This window comes from Achromobacter sp. 413638 (assembly GCF_043119405.1).
In the GTDB taxonomy this organism is placed as follows: Bacteria; Pseudomonadota; Gammaproteobacteria; order Burkholderiales; family Burkholderiaceae_B; genus Achromobacter.
In genome coordinates, this window is the sequence record NZ_JBICCO010000019.1 from 20,380 (window position 1) to 37,504 (window position 17,125).

12 protein-coding genes are annotated in these 17,125 nt (G+C 69.0%); 4 read left to right on the plus strand and 8 right to left on the minus strand.

What is annotated here, in order from left to right:
• Positions 1–42: 42 nt before the first annotated feature.
• On the minus strand, positions 43–978 hold the full coding sequence (locus tag ACEU5R_RS10285; protein WP_103272631.1) for a glycosyltransferase family A protein: 936 nt from the start codon (positions 976–978) through the stop codon (positions 43–45).
• 233 nt (positions 979–1,211) lie between these two features.
• Between ACEU5R_RS10285 and ACEU5R_RS10290 the strand changes: the two genes are divergently transcribed.
• Positions 1,212–2,159: a LysR family transcriptional regulator gene (locus ACEU5R_RS10290; protein WP_103272630.1), complete on the plus strand. Its 948-nt coding sequence runs from the start codon at positions 1,212–1,214 to the stop codon at positions 2,157–2,159.
• Positions 2,160–2,339: 180 nt separating this feature from the next.
• Here ACEU5R_RS10290 and ACEU5R_RS10295 read toward each other — a convergent pair whose 3' ends face one another.
• The 4 genes from ACEU5R_RS10295 to ACEU5R_RS10310 form a co-directional block, all read right to left on the minus strand.
• Positions 2,340–2,468, minus strand: coding sequence for a hypothetical protein (locus tag ACEU5R_RS10295; protein WP_006226408.1), 129 nt, complete (start codon positions 2,466–2,468; stop codon positions 2,340–2,342).
• A gap of 222 nt (positions 2,469–2,690) precedes the next feature.
• Entirely contained in the window at positions 2,691–3,608 is a 918-nt protein-coding gene (locus tag ACEU5R_RS10300; protein WP_392410070.1) for a sugar kinase, read from the minus strand.
• Positions 3,601–4,251, minus strand: a complete 651-nt coding sequence (locus tag ACEU5R_RS10305; RefSeq protein ID WP_103272628.1) for a bifunctional 4-hydroxy-2-oxoglutarate aldolase/2-dehydro-3-deoxy-phosphogluconate aldolase — start codon at positions 4,249–4,251, stop codon at positions 3,601–3,603. Before ACEU5R_RS10305 ends, ACEU5R_RS10300 begins: the two co-directional genes overlap by 8 nt.
• A 36-nt stretch (positions 4,252–4,287) precedes the next feature.
• Positions 4,288–5,073: an IclR family transcriptional regulator gene (locus ACEU5R_RS10310; RefSeq protein WP_392410071.1), complete on the minus strand. Its 786-nt coding sequence runs from the start codon at positions 5,071–5,073 to the stop codon at positions 4,288–4,290.
• 227 nt (positions 5,074–5,300) lie between these two features.
• On the opposite strand from ACEU5R_RS10310, the gene uvrA reads away from it, so the two are divergent.
• The 3 genes from uvrA (at position 5,301) to ACEU5R_RS10325 (ending at position 12,922) form a co-directional block, all read left to right on the plus strand.
• On the plus strand, positions 5,301–11,072 hold the full coding sequence (gene uvrA, locus ACEU5R_RS10315) for an excinuclease ABC subunit UvrA (RefSeq protein ID WP_392410072.1): 5,772 nt from the start codon (positions 5,301–5,303) through the stop codon (positions 11,070–11,072).
• 6 nt (positions 11,073–11,078) lie between these two features.
• Positions 11,079–12,215, plus strand: coding sequence for an aminodeoxychorismate synthase component I (locus tag ACEU5R_RS10320; protein WP_392410073.1), 1,137 nt, complete (start codon positions 11,079–11,081; stop codon positions 12,213–12,215).
• A 74-nt stretch (positions 12,216–12,289) separates the two neighbouring features.
• Positions 12,290–12,922, plus strand: a complete 633-nt coding sequence (locus ACEU5R_RS10325; protein ID WP_212314023.1) for an aminotransferase class IV family protein — start codon at positions 12,290–12,292, stop codon at positions 12,920–12,922.
• A gap of 37 nt (positions 12,923–12,959) precedes the next feature.
• On the opposite strand, the gene ACEU5R_RS10330 is transcribed toward ACEU5R_RS10325, so the two are convergent.
• The 3 genes from ACEU5R_RS10330 to ACEU5R_RS10340 form a co-directional block, all read right to left on the minus strand.
• A complete protein-coding gene (locus tag ACEU5R_RS10330; RefSeq protein ID WP_392410074.1) occupies positions 12,960–14,537 on the minus strand; it encodes a BCCT family transporter in 1,578 nt (525 codons plus the stop codon).
• A 109-nt stretch (positions 14,538–14,646) separates the two neighbouring features.
• Positions 14,647–15,633, minus strand: coding sequence for a dipeptidase (locus ACEU5R_RS10335; RefSeq protein ID WP_103276327.1), 987 nt, complete (start codon positions 15,631–15,633; stop codon positions 14,647–14,649).
• 12 nt (positions 15,634–15,645) lie between these two features.
• Entirely contained in the window at positions 15,646–17,076 is a 1,431-nt protein-coding gene (locus ACEU5R_RS10340; protein WP_392410085.1) for an aldehyde dehydrogenase family protein, read from the minus strand.
• Positions 17,077–17,125 lie beyond the last annotated feature (49 nt).

Consider the following 17,125-nt stretch of genomic DNA (forward strand, 5'->3'; position numbering starts at 1 on the left):
GCGCATGGGTCCCGGCGCCGGCCGCCGGGGAAACGGCTGGCGCTAGGCGATGCCCCGGCGCCGGTCGCGGCGGTACAACGCGTAACCGAGCGGCCACATCAGCCCCACCATCAGCCGGCCCAGCGGCCGCGTCAGGCGGTAGGCTTGCACGGCCGTGGCCACGCCGGAGTGCTCCAGGTGCAGGCGGAACCGGGTGTAGCGCGCCGCCGCCATGATGAATTCGCGCGGCCGGTAGCGGAAGTATTCAAGATGGTGCTGCAGCATGTCCCAGGCCAGCAGGTACAGGCCCTGGGCATTGCTGCCCACCGCGACCGTGCCGCGGCTCAGGCTGTCCGTGCTGTCGTGGTAGACCCGCACCACCTGGTTGATGAAGCGGCTCAGATAGCCGGCGCGCGAGATCGCCCACCACACCAGGCTTTCCGGCACGAAACCGGCCACGTCCTCGGGGAAGGGAAACTTGCGCAGCACGCTGGTGCGCATGCAGCCGAACTTCTCGCCCTTGATGCGGTGGCGGAAATACACGTCGACGGCGGTGCTGTCGAACACGTCCTGCGGATAGCGGTCGCCGACGACGGAGCCATCGGGCCGGGCGCACAGGCCGGTCACGGCCACGTAGGAGTCGCGGCGCGCGGGCGGGATCGAGTCCCAGACCGACTTGAAGATCTGCAACGCGTCCGGCGGCATTTCGTCGTCGCTGTCCAGCCCGACGATCAGCTCGCCGCGCGCCTCGCGCACGCCGCGGTTGAACGCCGTTTTCTTGTGCTGGTTGTTTTGCCAGACATAGCGGATGGGAAACGCCGCGCGCGCCTGCCAGGCCAGCACCGAGGCGTGCGTGTTGTCCGTGGAGCCATCATCCACCACAACCCATTCGAAGTCCTTGAAGGTCTGCTGACAGAGCGACTCGTACACCCGGTGCAGCGTGCCCGCCCGGTTGTAGGTTGGGGTCAGAATGGTAAAGAACGGTGGTGTGTCGGCCATGCCTGCTATGCCCCTTTGCGATCGTCTGGGAACCGCTGCGGTCTTGATTTTGGTGTCTTCGTTGGTGTTTTCGCCTGAAGTTTAGGGGATATGCGCGTGCCCGCCCATGCCGCGGCATTTGAATTTGCAATCAAAATTGACAAGACGTCGTCTGATCTCCGGCGATCAACCAGGGCTCTCCGATCCGGGCAGCCGGAGTGGCGTAAACTCGGGCGGCAAAAACCGGAACGCCCATGGAAGCCCCGACCGTCCAGCTCAACGACATCGCCCTGTTTGTGGAAGTTGCCAAGCGCAAGAGTTTCAGCCTGGCCGCGCGCGCGCTGGACATGCCCACGTCCACCTTATCCCGCCGCATCAACGAGCTGGAGCGGGCCATCGGGCTGCGCCTGATCAACCGCAACACCCGCCGCCTGGACCTGACCGAGGCCGGCGCGGCCTACATGCGCCGCTGCCAGGGCCTGATCGACGAGGCCCGCCTGGCCCACGAGCAGCTGCTGGCGCTGGCCGGCGGCCCGTCCGGCAACCTGCGCGTGTCCATGCCTTACAGCCTGGCGATCTGGCTGCTGCCCGAGATCATCAACGATTTCACCGAGCGCTATCCGGACATCGAATGCGAGTTCGACCTCAGCATGCTGACCGCCTCGGATACGCAGGGTACGCCCTTCGACATCATGCTGCGCTTCGGCCGCAACTCCGACTACAACCTGCCGCCCACGGGCGAGCAGGGCAATGGCGGCCATAGCGGCGCCGTGGTGCAGGAGCTGGTGCGGCTGGACAACTACCTGTATGCGTCCGACCGCTACCTGGAGCGCCACGGCGAGCCGCTGACGCCGCAGGACCTGAGCGCGCACCAGTGCCTGCGCACCACCATCGACGACGAGCATTCGCACTGGATGCTGCACAACGGCAGCATCAGCGAAATGGTGCCGGTCAGCGGCCACCTGGCCGCCAACAACATGAGCATCGCCGGCACGCTGGCCGGCCTGGACCTGGCCATCACCCGCATGCCCCACTGCCGCGCGCTCGATCCCATCATCAAGCGCAACTCGCTCAAGCGCCTGCTGCCGGGCTGGTCGGTGGACCCGATTTCCATCTACGTCACCTACCCGTCCAGCATCCAGCCGGCCAAGACGCGGGCGTTCATGGATTTCATCCTGCCGATGCTGGGCCCGGCGCAGTAAGCGCTGCGGGCGAGCCCGCTTGCCGGCGGCGCGCCGTCAGCGAGCGCTTACCCTGACCACCGGCCCCTGGCCGGATTGGCGACGCAGAGCGGAAACGACAAAAAACCCGCGTGGCTCGCGCCAGGCGGGTTTTTTCAGATCAGGACGCGGACCTTGTCGGCCCCGCGTCTCGCGTCAGGCTTAGACGCGCTTGATCTTTTCCAGCATCTTGAAGACGCCCTTGGGCGACTTGACGAAGAGGCGCTTGAAAGCCTTGCCCAGGCAACGGCGTTCCAGGGTGTTGCGACGGACGCGCTTGCGTTCTGCCATGTTGATTCTCCTGCGTAGTAGGTTGGCGGGTAGCCGGATTTGCGGGTATCGGATTTGCGAATCAGGCTGCGGCAACCGCAATTGGCACCCAGCCCATCGCCCGCACAACCCAGTCACCATCTAACGACAGGCTGGCGGAAAATTCGGATAACTTGGCATTTTAGCCTGAAATCCGAAAAACACGCCAACCGGCCCTAAAAGAGCCCAAATCCAGGGCGGATCCTACAGTTTCGCCTGGACCTGCTCCGCGCTGGGCAGGGGCTCGACCGCGCCATACCCCAGCGTGGACAGGGCCGCCGCCACATTGGCATAGCGCACCGCGTCCTCCCAGGAATCGCCCTTGCAGCGGCGGGCCAGCAGGCTGCCGGCGAAGCAGTCGCCCGCGCCGGTGGCGTCGACCGCCTCCACCCGCAGCGCCGCCACCGGCTTGCGCCCGTGGCCGTCGTCGATGATGGAGCCGTCCTTGCCCAGCTTGAGCACCACCACCCCGGTGGCGCCGGCGTCGCGGATCCAGTCCAGCGTGCGTTCCGGGTCGTCATTGCCTGTCAGGTGCTGCATGTCGTCCATGCTGGGCAGGAACAGGTCGGCCTGGCGCAGCGCCTCGCGCAGGATGGCGCGGGCGCGGTCCACCGGCCACAGGCGCAGCCGCAGGTTGGAATCCAGGCTGACCTGGACGCCGGCGGCATGGGCGCGCTCGATGGCGGCGAACACGGTATCGCAGGCCGAGGTGCTGATGGCCAGGCTGATGCCCGAGACATGCAGGTAGCGGGCGCGCTCGATCAGCTGGCCCTTGAGACTGGCCGGCGTCATGCGGCTGGCGGCGGAATCGCGCCGCAGGTAGCTGAAGGAATGGCCCTGCGGGCCGTGCTGCACGAAGTACAGACCGGTATGGGCGTCCGGGTCCACTTCCACGCCGGACGTGTCCACGCCCTCGGCCTTCCACAGTTCCAGCAGCTGGGCGCCGAAGCTGTCCCCGCCCACCCGCGTCAGGTAGGCGCAGCGCGCGCCCTGGCGGGCGGCGGCGATGACGGCGTTGGAGGTGTCGCCGCCGAAGCCCTGCTGGTATTGCGGCTCGCCGGCGCGGGTCTGGTTGAGTTCGACCAGGGGTTCGCCCAGGGCGACGATATCGATCTCAGGCATGGGCGGCCTCGCGGGTCTGGATGATCTGCTTGACCAGCGCGGCGGTGTCGCGCGCGGCGAAGGCGGCTTTGTCATAGAGATTGCTGCCGATGCCGACGATGCTGGCCCCGGCGGCGAAATAGGCGCCCATGTTGTCCACCGTCACGCCGCCCGTGGGGCAGAACACCGTGTCCGGGTAGACCGACTTGAGCGCGGCCAGATGCTTGGGGCCACCGGTGTCGGCGGGGAAGATCTTCACCATGTCCACGCCCGCGCGCCGCGCGGCCAGTACCTCGGTGGGCGTGAAGGCGCCCAGCAGGCACAGCGCGCCGGCGGCATGGGCCATGTCCACGGCCTCGGTCGCCAGGGCCGGCGAGACCAGGAAGTCGGCGCCGGCCACCAGCGCCTCGCGCGCCTGGCTTTCGTCCAGCACGGTGCCCACGCCCAGCAGCAGCGCGTCGCCGTGCTTGTCGCGCAGCGCGCGCAGCAGGTCGGTCACGCCCGGGATGGTCCAGGTGAGTTCCAGCGTGGTGCAGCCGGCGGCCACCGCGACCTCGGCCGCATAGGCGGCGGCGGACGCGTCGGTGTAGCGCAGCACGGGCACCACCCTGGCGGCCAGCAGGGCGGCCAGCTTGGAGGCGCGGGAATCGACGGAGGCGTTCATGGGGTTCCTTTGAATGGATTGCGGCGGGCGCGCCGATCAAGCAGCGCCGGATGCCACTGGCAGCATGGCGAGTTTGGCGGCGGCCGCATCGCGCAGCCGCAGCAGGGGATCGATATAGGCGGATTGCGGATCGTCGCGGCGGCGGAACAGCAGCGTGCTGACGCTGACGCCGGCCACCGGCCGGCCGCCCGCGTCGCGCAGCGCCACGCCGTAGCAGACGATGCCGGGCTCGTTTTCCTCGTCGTCGACGGCATAGCCGCGCGCGGCGGTCTCGGCCAGCGCGGCGCGCAGGGCCGGCAGGCTGGCCAGCGTGGACGGCATGCGCGCTTCCAGCGGCAGTCCGTCCAGCAGCCGTTCGCGCTCGGCCTCGCCCAGCGCGGCCAGATAAGCCTTGCCCACGGCGCTGGAATGCAGGGCCACGCCCGCGCCCACGCGCGACACCATGCGCACCGGACCGGGGCTTTCCAGCTTGTCGATATAGACCATCTCGGCGCCGGCGGGCACCGCCAGGTGCACGGTCTCGCCGGTGGCGTCGCGCAGCGCCTGCAGCTCGGGCGCCAGCGCGGCGCGCAGGTCGAACTGGGACCAGGAGCGGCTGGCCAGCTGTAGCAGGCGCGGCCCGAGGCGATAGGCGCCGCCGCTTTCCATCAGCATGCCCTGCTCGGCCAGCGCGGCCAGGATCCGGTAGACCGTGGGCCTGGGATAGCCGCAGGCGCGCGCCAGAGCCGCCGCGGTGGGCGGCTGCTGCGCGTCGGCCACGGCCTGCAGCACGGTCATGAACTTGGCGAACGCCGCGGCGCCCGCCACCTTGGTCTCCAGCAAGGAATTCCCCATCCGTTATCGGGTTATTCGCGTACGCCCAACGCATGACGCACGATTTTCAGACGAATCTGCGATACTGTTTATTTGTACAGTTTGGCGCGGCATGCTGTCCATAATATAGACAGCATGCTCACGATATAGGCAATTATTCCATATCGCCGCGCCCGGAACCAGCGGCGCCGAAGCCGCCCGGACCAGCCCATTCCTTCAGGCTACGATACCGCCCCATGAGCTCAGAAATCCGCATCGTTGGCGCACGCCAGAACAACCTCAAGAACCTGGACCTGACCATCGCCACGGGCGAACTCGTGGTCGTGACCGGGGTATCCGGCTCGGGCAAAAGCTCGCTGGCCTTCGACACCCTGTACGCCGAAGGCCAGCGCCGCTACGTGGAAACCTTCTCGCCCTATGCGCGCCAGTTCCTGGATCGCATGGACAAGCCGCAGGTGGACCGCATCGAGGGCATCCTGCCGGCCATCGCCATCGACCAGACCAACCCAGTGCGCAGCTCGCGCAGCACGGTCGGCACGATGACCGAGCTGAACGACCACCTGAAGCTGCTGTTCGCGCGCGGCGCGCGCCTGTTCTGCCGGGGTTGCGGCAAGCTGGTGCGGCGCGACACGCCCGACTCGATCTTCCACGCGCTGGCCGAACGCTCGGCCGCCGCCGGCGATCCGCGCCTGGTCGTGACCTTCCCGATCGCGGTGCCGGCCAACTTCACCGAAGAAGAAGTCCGCGGCTTCCTGGAGCAACAGGGCTACACCCGCGTGCACGCCGAGGAAAACGCCGCGCCGCGCGCCGCCGCGCCGGCGAAGAAGGGCAAGGAAAAAGGCAAGGCCGCCAAGGCCGGCGCCGAGGCCCGCCGCATCCTGCACGTGGTGCAGGACCGCTTCCGCTTTTCCGGCGCCGAGCGCGAGCGCGTGATGGAAGCGCTGGACACGGCCCTGCGCATGGGCGCCGGCCACCTGGCCGTGCACGTCATGGACGACGAGGGCCAGGACGCCCAGGTCTGGAAGTACAGCGACCGCCTGCACTGCGCCGACTGCGATATCGAATACACCGATCCGCTGCCCAGCAGCTTCTCGTTCAATTCGCCGCTGGGCGCCTGCGAATCCTGCCGTGGCTTCGGCCGCGTCATCGGCATCGACTTCGGCCTGGTGATCCCGGACGAGACCAAGACCCTGCTCGAAGGCGCGATCAAGCCCTGGACCACGCCGTCCTACAAGGAATGCCAGGACGACCTGCAGAAGTACGCGCCGCGCGCCGGCGTGCCGCTGGGCGTGCCCTGGAAGGACATGAAGCCCGAGCACAAGCACTGGGTGCTGCACGGCACGCCCGACTGGAAGGGCGGCAACGACGCCTGGAAGCACCAGTGGTACGGCGTGCAGCGCTTCTTCGACTGGCTCGAAACCAAGGCCTACAAGATGCACGTGCGCGTGCTGCTGTCCAAGTACCGCAGCTACACGCCCTGCCCCGCCTGCAATGGCGCGCGCCTGAAGCCGGACGCGCTGCTCTGGCGCCTGGGCACGAAGGAAGAAGCCGACGCCGTGCTGCCGCCCGACGATGGCCGCTACCGCCGCTTCATGCCGGTGGGCGCGAGCTGGACGCGCGAACAGCTGGACGCGCTGGACGGCCTGTCGGTGCATGACGTGATGCTGCTGCCGATCGAGCGCGTGCGCCTGTTCTTCGACAAGCTGTCCTTCACCGGCGCGCTGGACGCCGCCACCGACCTGCTCATGACCGAGGTGCGCGCGCGCCTGAAGTTCCTGTGCGACGTGGGCCTGGGCTACCTGACGCTGGACCGCCAGAGCCGCACGCTGTCCGGCGGCGAGGTGCAGCGCATCAACCTGACCACGGCGCTGGGCACCTCGCTGGTGAACACGCTGTTCGTACTGGACGAGCCGTCCATCGGCCTGCACCCGCGCGACATGCACCGCGTGGTCGAGGTCATGCACCGGCTGCGCAACGCCGGCAACACGCTGGTGGTGGTCGAGCACGACCCGCAGGTCATGGTGGCCGCCGACCGCGTCATCGACATCGGCCCCGGCCCCGGCGAACGCGGCGGCCGCATCGTCTTCGACGGCACGCCCGCCGCGCTGCGCGCCGCGCCCACCCTGACCGGCGACTATCTCGGCAGCCGCCTGCGCGTCGAGGCGCCGCGCCCCATGCCGGTGGCGGCCAACACGCCGCGCCTGATCCTGGAAGGCGTCAGCGCGCACAACCTGAAGAACGTCTCGGTCGAGCTGCCGCTGGGCCGGCTGGTCTGCGTGACCGGCGTGTCCGGATCGGGCAAGTCCACGCTGGTGCAGGACGTGCTCTACCCCGCCCTGCTCAAGCAGAAGGGCAAGCCGACCGAGGCGCCCGGCGCCTTCCAGCGCCTGCTGGGCGCCGAGCAGATCGCCGACGTGGTCATGGTGGACCAGACCCCCATCGGCAAGACCGCCCGCTCCAACCCGGCCAGCTATGTCGGCGCCTTCGACGCGATCCGCAAGCTGTTCGCGCAGGCGCCGCTGGCGCGCGAGCGCGGCTACACCGCCGGCACCTTCAGCTTCAACGGCGGCGACGGCCGCTGCCCGACCTGCGGCGGCACCGGCTTCGAGCACGTGGAAATGCAGTTCCTGTCGGACGTCTACCTGCGCTGCCCCGACTGCGACGGCAAGCGCTTCCGCCCCGAGGTGCTGGAAGTGCGCGTCGAGCACCTGGGCAAGAGCGCGTCCATCGACGAAGTGCTGGAAATGACGGTCAGCGAGGCGCTGGACTTCTTCAAGGGCCTGCGCGACGTGCAGACCGGGCTGGCGCCGCTGGGCGACGTGGGCCTGGAATACGTGCGCCTGGGCCAGCCCGTGCCGACGCTGTCCGGCGGCGAGGCGCAGCGCCTGAAGCTGGCCGGCCACCTGGCCGAGGCCGCGCGCAGCGGCATCTCCACCGCCAAGGTCGCCAAGAAGGGCAGCCTGTTCCTGTTCGACGAACCCACCACCGGCCTGCACTTCGATGACGTGGCGCGGCTGATGCGCGCCTTCCGCAAGCTGCTGGCCGCCGGCCACACGCTGCTGGTGATCGAGCACAACCTGGACGTGATCCGCGCGGCCGACTGGCTGATCGACCTGGGCCCCGAAGGCGGCGACGCCGGCGGCCTGGTGATCGGCGCCGGCACGCCGCAGGACCTGATGGACAACCCCAAGTCGCATACCGGCGCGGCGCTGCGCGACTATGAAACCAGCATCCTGCCGACCCCGGTCGCCGACGTGGTCGTGTCCAGCGACATCGACGCGCAGGAAGCCGAACAAGCCGGCCTGAGCGCGCGCATCGCCGAACCGGACGCGCCCTATGGCGCCGGCGTAGGCACGCCGCTGCAATCGCTGATGCGCGCGCGCCGCCAGAGCGCCATGTCCATCGAGATCCGCAACGCGCGCGAGCACAACCTGAAGAACGTCAACGTCGAGATCCCGCGCGACAAGTTCACCGTGATCACCGGCGTGTCCGGCTCGGGCAAGTCCACCCTGGCCTTCGACATCCTCTTCAACGAAGGCCAGCGCCGCTACCTGGAATCGCTCAACGCCTACGCCCGCGCCATCGTGCAGCCTGCCGGCAAGCCCGACGTGGACGCCATCTTCGGCATCCCGCCCACGGTCGCCATCGAGCAGCGCACCAGCCGCGGCGGACGCAAGTCCACCGTGGCCACGATGACCGAGATCCATCACTTCCTGCGCCTGCTCTACGTCAAGCTCGGCACGCAATACTGCCCCGACTGCAACGTCGCCGTCGAGCCGCAGAACACCGACCAGATCGTGGCCCGCCTGCTGCGCGAGCGCAGGGGCGAGCACATCGGCCTCCTGGCCCCGCTGGTCACCGCGCGCAAGGGCTACTACACCGACCTGGCCAAGTGGGCCGGCGCGCGCGGCCACTCGCACCTGCGCGTCGACGGTCAGTTCATTCCCGTAGCGCCGTGGCCGCGCCTGGACCGTTACAAGGAACACACCATCGAGCTGCCGGTGGCGGACGTGGTGGTCGATCCGGCCAACGAGGCCGAGCTGCGCGCCGCGGTCAAGAGCGCGCTGGAGAACGGCCAGGGCGTGATGTCCGTGGTCTGGCCGGTGAACAAGCTGCACGAGGCGCTGGACAGCGACCTGCAGCAACAGCACTTCTCGGTCAAGCGCGCCTGCCCGTCCTGCGGCATCAGCTTCCCCGAACCCGATCCGCGCCTGTTCTCGTACAACTCCAAGCACGGCTGGTGCACCGGCTGCTTCGGCACCGGCCTGCAACTGCAGGGCTTTGACGAGGAGCAGACCGGCGAGGAAACCGCCTGGAACGCCTGGTACGAAGGCGAGGCCAAGGTCTGCACGCAGTGCGACGGCCAGCGCCTGAACCGCGTGGCCCGCGCCGTGCGCTGGCGCGACAAGTCGATCGCCGAACTGGCCTCGCTGCCGGTGTCGGACGCGCACACCTTCTTCACCGGGCTGGTGGCGCGCGGCCGCGAGGGCGAGATCGCCCGCGACATCCTCACCGAGATCCGCGGCCGCCTGAACTTCATGCAGGAAGTCGGCTTGAACTACCTGGCGCTGGACCGCGCCGCGCCCACGCTGTCCGGCGGCGAGGCGCAGCGCATCCGGCTGGCCGCGCAGCTGGGCTCGAACCTGCAGGGCGTGTGCTATGTGCTGGACGAGCCCACCATCGGCCTGCACCCGCGCGACAACCGCATCCTGCTGGACGCGCTGGCGCGGCTGGAAGGCAACGGCAACACGCTGGTGGTGGTCGAGCATGATGACGACACCATCCGCCGCGCCTCGCACATCATCGACATCGGCCCCGGCGCCGGCGTGCGCGGCGGCCGCGTGGTGGCCCAGGGCAGCGCCCAGGACCTGATCGACGCCCCCGAATCCGTCACCGGCCGCTACCTGGCCCATCCGCTCAAGCACCCGCTGCAGGGCCGCCGCCCGGTCGAGGCCGACACGCCCATGATCCAGATCCGCGGCGCGCGCCTGCACAACCTGCGCCATGTCGACGCGCAGATCCCGGTGGGCCGGCTGAGCGTGGTGACGGGCGTGTCCGGCTCGGGCAAGTCCACGCTGGCGCGCGAAGTGCTGCTGGACAACCTGATGCAGGCCGTCTCGCAAGGCAAGCCGCCCGGCTGGGCCGGCTGCGACAGCATCACCGGCTGGGAGGCCATCGACCGCGTGCTGGAAGTGGACCAGACGCCCATCGGCAAGACGCCGCGCTCCTGCCCCGCCACCTACGTGGGCTTCTGGGACGACGTGCGCAAGCAGTTCGCCGACACGCGCGAGGCCCGCATGCGCGGCTGGACCTCGGCGCGCTTCTCTTTCAACACCGGCGACGGCCGCTGCCCGATCTGCGAGGGCCAGGGCATGCGCACCATCGAGATGAACTTCCTGCCGGACGTGAAGGTACCCTGCGACGCCTGCAACGGCGCGCGCTTCAACCAGGACACGCTGAGCGTGCAGATGCGCGGCAAGAACGCCGGCGAACTGCTGTCCATGGAAGTGGACGACGCGATCGGCTACTTCGCCGCCCATCCCAAGATCCACCGACCGCTGCAGCTGATGCAGGACGTGGGCCTGGGCTACCTGACGCTGGGCCAGCCCTCGCCCACGCTGTCCGGCGGTGAGGCGCAGCGCATCAAGCTGGTGACCGAGCTGTCCAAGGCCCGCCTGACCGACGGCCTGATCAAGACCGGCCGCGCCTCGCGCATCCCGCACACGCTGTACGTGCTGGACGAGCCGACGGTCGGCCTGTCGATGGCGGACGTGGAGAAACTGATCCACGTGCTGCACCGGCTGGTCGAGGCGGGCAACACCGTGGTCGTGATCGAGCACAACCTGGACGTGATCGCCGAGGCCGACTGGCTGCTGGACCTGGGCCCCGAGGGCGGCACCGGCGGCGGCCAGCTGGTCGCCCAGGGTTCGCCGGAACACGTGATGACCCTGAAGGACAAGTCCCACACCGGCCGCGTCCTGACGGAATTCCTGGCTCATCAGCAATAGGCAAGCATGCTTTGTCGCTTTGAAGACCGGCTGGCCGGCCGCGCCCTGCGGCTGGACGGCTTGCGCCGCCGCATCGAGGCGCGCGCCGCCGCCGAGGTAGGCCCGGCGCTCCAGGCCATCGAGGCCGAGCGCCGCCAGGGCCGCTGGGTCGCGCTGATGCTGGACTACGAGCTGGGCGAATGGCTGCTGCCCGAGGCCGCGCGGGCCGCGCCCGCCGGCCCCTGGACGCCGCCGGCCGACGACGGCCAGCCACGGCTGCGCGCGCTGGTCTTCGACGGCAAGACCGACGAAGCGCCCTGGGACTCGCCCGGCCCGGACACGCCCGCCGCCACGCTCACGCCCGCCGCGCCACGCATGGCCGAAGCCGACTACCTGCGCCGCATCGACGAGATCCGCGACCTGATCGGCGCCGGCGAGCTGTACCAGGTCAACTACACCCAGCCGCTGGACCTGCGCCTGGCCGGCGATCCGGCCACGCTGTACCGCCGCATCGCCGCGCGCAATCCGGTGGCGCACGCCGCCTTCATCCAGGACGGCGAGCGCAGCGTGCTGTCCTTCTCGCCCGAACTGTTCATCCGGCGCGACGGCGAGCGCCTGACCACCCGGCCCATGAAGGGCACGGCGCCGCGCCATCCCGACCGGACCGAGGACGAGCGCCTGGGCCGCGAGCTGCTGGCCAGCGAGAAGAACCGCGCCGAGAACCTGATGATCGTGGACCTGCTGCGCAACGACCTGGGCCGGCTGGCCGAGCCCGGCTCGGTGACGGTGGACGCGCTATTCTCGCTGGAACGCTATCCCACGGTCTGGACCATGACGTCCACCGTCTCGGCGCGCGCCCCCCGCGCCTCGCTGGAAGACGTGCTGCGGGCGCTGTTCCCCTGCGGCTCCATCACCGGCGCGCCCAAGATCGCCGCCATGCGCCGCATCCGCCAGATGGAGATCGCGCCGCGCGGCCTGTACTGCGGCAGCATCGGCTGGCTGGCGCCGGACGGCGATTTCTCGCTGAACGTGGCGATCCGCACGCTGGTCGTGGACGCGGCTGGCGCCGGCGTCTACGGCGTGGGCGGCGGCATCGTCCACGACTCCGACCCGGCCTCCGAATGGCAGGAATGCCACTGGAAAGCCCGCATTCTCAAGGGCTGAGGGCCCAAATTCCCCGGGCCGGTAGTAGGATAGAACGCGGCCCGCGCCCGTCCCCCCTTCCCCAGGAGCGTCCCATGCAACCCGAACTGATCGAGACCATCCTGGTCGATGCCCAGCGCCGCATGCCGCTGCTGGCGCGGCACCTGAAGCGGCTGGAAGCCTCCTGCAAGGCGCTGGACTATGCCTGGGCCGGCCCCGCCGTCGAGGCCGACATCCTGGTCGCCGCCCTGGCCCTGTCCGCGCCCGGCCCGCACCGGCTGCGCCTGCTGGTGGCGCGCGACGGCGGCCGCAGCATCCAGACCGCCCCCCTGCCGCCGCTGCCGGCCGTGCAGGAAGTGATGCTGGCGCCCGAGGCGCTGCGTTCGTCCGAACCGCTGCTGCGCTACAAGACCACCCACCGCCCCTGGTACACCAAGACCATCGAGTGGCTGCCGTCCCACCCGCACCTGTTCGACCTGCTCTACCTGAACGAGCGCGGCGAGCTGTGCGAAGGCAGCCGCAGCAACGTCTACCTGCGCCTGGGCGCGCACTGGTACACGCCGCCGGTCGATTGCGGCTGCCTGCCGGGCGTGCAGCGCGCCGAGCTGCTGGAAACCGGCCAGGCGAAGGAAAAGGTGCTGACCCTGGCCGACCTGCACGCGGCGGACGGGATCCGCCTGTCCAACGCCTTGCGCGGCTGGATCGACGTGACGCTGCGCGCGGCCTGAGCCGAGGCCGGCGCCAGTCGTCCACCCGGACGGCACACTAGACCGCCTCGCCCACGCCGCGCCGCTGGCCCAGCTGCTCGCGCGCCATGGCCAGCGCGATGCGCGGCGCATCCCACAAGGCCGGCAGGATCAGCAGCGAGACCGGCACGGCGGTGATCACGATGAACGATTGCAGCGCGCTCACGCCCCCCGCGCCGATCGTGATCAACACCACGGCCGCCAGTCCCATGCCGATGCACCAGAAGGCGCGCAGCCATTTCCTGGGCGTGTCGTTGCCGGACATGGCCATGGCCACGGTATAGGCCATGGCGTCGCCATTGGTGGCGACCGAGATGAAGCTCAGGAAGATGAACAGCGCGGACACCAGCCCGGCCCAGGGCAGATTCTGCGTGATGCCCAGCAGCATCGCCTCGGGTTCGCTGCCATGGGCCGTGACGCTGCCCGGATTCTGCAATTCGAGCCCGATGCCGGCGCCCCCCACCACCGTGAACCAGAACATGGTCACCAGCGGCGCGACGATGGACAGCGTGCCGATGATCTGGCGTATGCTGCGGCCGCGCGACACCTTGGCGACGTACAGGCCCATCATCGGCGCATAGCCGATGAACCAGCCCCAGTAGAAGATGGTCCACCAGTCCAGCCACTTCGGATCCGCGCGATACGTCGTCATCGGCAGGAAGTACTCCAGCTGCAAGCCGAACGCCGTGGGAAAGGCCGACAGGATGAACAGCGTCGGCCCGGCCACGATCATGAACAGCGCCAACCCGATCATGAGCCAGACATTGATCTCGCTGACCACGCGGATGCCGTTCAACCCCACCAGGCAGGACGTGGTGTACATGGCCGTCACCAGGATGATGGTGATGGACTGCGTGGTCAGGTCGTTCGGCAGGCCCCACACGGCGTGCAGCGCATTGCTGATCTGCAGGCCCAGGAAGCCGATCGGGCCGATCGTGCCCGCGACCACCGCGATGATGCAGGCGGCGTCGACCAGGCTGCCGATCATCCCCTTGAGCGCGCGCTCGCCCAGCAGCGGATACAGCAGCGTGCGAGGCGCCAGCGGCAGGCCCTTGTCGTAGTGCAGGTGCATCAGCACGATGGCCAGCAGGCTGCCAAGCACGGCCCAAGCCAGGAAGCCCCAGTGCACGAAGGACTGCGCCAGCGCCACGTGCGCCGCCATTTCGGTCTTCGGCTGCACCTGGGCAAACAGGGGCGGCGGACTGGCGAAGTGCATCAAGGGCTCGGCGGCGGCCCAGAACGCGCCGCCGCCCGCCAGCAGCGCGCACATGATCACGGCGATCCAGTTGAAGGTGCTGATGTCGGGCCGTCTGTCCACGCCGCCCAGGCGCACGCGGCCGCAGCGGCTGAAGCCGATGCCCAGGCTGATGACGAAGGTCGCCAGCATCAGGATCTGCCAGTACAGGCCGAACACCTTCGTCGACCAGGCGAACAAGGCGCCGACCAGCGCCGACACGGCGTCGATGTCCACCAGGGCCGCCGCCAGGAAGCACAGCAGGAAGCCGCCGCTGACGGCCAGCAGCGGCCAGTCCATGCCCTGCATAAGCGCGGGCCGCGCCTGCTCGCCGCCCGCTGCGCGGGCCGGAATCTCGTTCATGATTGTCTCCTCGTTATTTTTCCCCAAAGCCGCCCCAGACCTCATCGGGGGGCTGCCAGCCCGCGTGAACGGGCGTGGCGTGGGGTTTTCTTCATGGCCCCGCCGGCTCTCAAGGCCGTGGCGCGGTGCCCTGCTCCAGCTGATGCAGCCAGTTCAGCCCCATGATCCTGCGCAGTTCATCATCGACGAAGCCCCGCTCGCGCAGGCCCGCCGCGATCACGGGAAAGTCCCGGCTGTCGCGGAACCACGGCAGGGGCGCCGGCCAGTCCGCGTTGGCGGCCGATCCCTCGCCATAATCCTTGGCCTTGCTCCAGCGGCCGTTGCGCATCCATTCCAACACCTGCAGCGGCTGCTGCTGGCACAGGTCGGTGCCGATGCCGATGTGGTCCACGCCCATCAGGTCCGCCGTGCGCGCCACCATGTCGCAGAACTCGTCCAGGCGGCAGGCCGGGCCGCCGCGCAGATGGAAGGGATAGGTGCTGAAGCCCAGCAGCCCCCCGGATTGCGCGATCGCGCGCAACACGGCATCGGACTTGTTGCGCCGGGCAGGATGGAAGCTGCTGGGGTTGGCGTGGGAAATGATCACCGGCCGCGCGGACAGTTCAATGGCCTGCAGGGTGCTGCGCTCGGCGCTGTGCGACATGTCGATCAGCATGCCGACGCGATTCATCTCGCCGATCACCTGCCTGCCGAAGCGCGAAATGCCGTTGTCCTCGCTTTCGTAGCAGCCCGAAGCCAGCAGGCTCTGGTTGTTGTAGGTCAGCTGCATGACGAAGACCCCCAGCTGGCGAAACACCTCGACCAGGTCGATATCGTCCTCGATGGGCGAGCAGTTCTGGAAGCCGAAGAATACGCCTACCCGCCCCTCCCGTTGCGCCAGCGTAATGTCCGACGCCTGCCGCACGGGGCGGATCAGCCCGGGCCAGGCCTCGAAGCGGCGATTCCATTCCCCGATGCGCGACAGCGTCTCGCGCGCGGTCTCATGGTAGGCGATCGTCGCGTGCACGGCGCTCAGGCCGCCCTCGCGCATCTGGCGGAACAGCGCCTCGCTCCAGTTGGAATATTGCAGGCCGTCGATCACCAGCATGTCTTGCATGATCATGTTTCCTCAAGGACGGATGTAGACGGTCTTGACCGCCGTATAGAAATCGCGGGCGTACTGCCCCTGCTCCCTGGGGCCGAAGCTGGAATCGCCACGGCCGCCGAACGGCACGTGATAGTCGGTGCCGGCGGTGGGCAGGTTGACCATGACGCAGCCGGTGCGGGCGCGCCGCTTGAAATCGCTGGCGTGCCGCAGCGACCGGGTGACGATGCCGGCCGTAAGGCCGAAACGCGTGTCGTTGAGCATGGTCAGCGCATCCTCGTAGTCGCGCGCCTTGATGACGCAGGCGATCGGACCGAAGACTTCCTCGCGGTTGATGCGCATGTCATTGCGCGTGTCGACGAACAGCGCGGGACGCATGTAGTACCCGGGGCGCTCATCCTCGATGCGCTCGCCGCCGCAGGCCAGTCGCGCGCCCTCGGCCCGCGCCAGCTCGATGTAACGCAGGTTCCGCGCCAGCTGGCCCTCGTCGATCACCGGACCGATGTGCACGCCCTCGCGCAAGGGATGGCCGACCTTCAGCTGCCCGATGCGTTCCACCAGCGCCTGCACGTAGCGGTCGTGTATGCCCTCGGTCACGATCAGTCGGGATGAGGCGGTGCACTTCTGCCCGGTGCCGAAGAACGCGCCATTCACCGCGCATTCCACCGCCAGGGGCAGATCGGCGTCGTCCAGCACCACCAGGGCGTTCTTGCTGCCCATTTCCAGTTGGCAGCGCACGAAATTGGCGGCCGTCGCGGCCGCGACCCGGCGGCCGGTCTCGACCGAGCCCGTGAAGCTCAGCGCCTGGATCGCCGCCGACTGGATCAGCCGCTCCCCGACCTCGGCGCCGCTGCCCATGACCAGGTTGAAGGCGCCTGCGGGCAGGGGCTGGCGCGCGATGATCTCGGTCAGCGCCCAGGCGCTGGCAGGCACGGCGTTGGCGGGCTTGAACACGACCGCGTTGCCAAAGGCCAGCGCCGGCGCGATCTTCCAGGCCGCCGTGGCCATCGGGAAATTCCACGGCGTGATGATGGCGACCACGCCGACCGGCTCGCGGCGCACCTCGATTTCCACGCCCGGACGCACGGAGTCCGCCGTCTCGCCCAGCTGCCGCAACACTTCGGCCGCGTAGTAGTGGAAAAACTGGCCCGAACGATGCACTTCGCCCACGCCCTCGGCCAGCGTCTTGCCTTCTTCGCGCGACAACTGCTCGCCCAGTTCTGCCTTGCGCGCGATCAGCTCGTCACCGATCGCCATGAGCACGCGCCAGCGTTCCTCCAGCCCGCTGCGCGCCCAGGCGGGCTGGGCGGCGGCGGCCGCCGCGATGGCCCGGTCGACCTGATCGGCGTCCGCCTGCGCATAGCGTCCCACCACGTCTTCGGTGTCGGCGGGGCTGCGATTGACGATGCTGGAAGCGCCCTCGACCCAGGCGCCGTTGATGTAGTTGCTGAATATGCTGCTGGCCATGCCTGCCTCCCTATGCTGTTGATCGCATGGTAGGAGC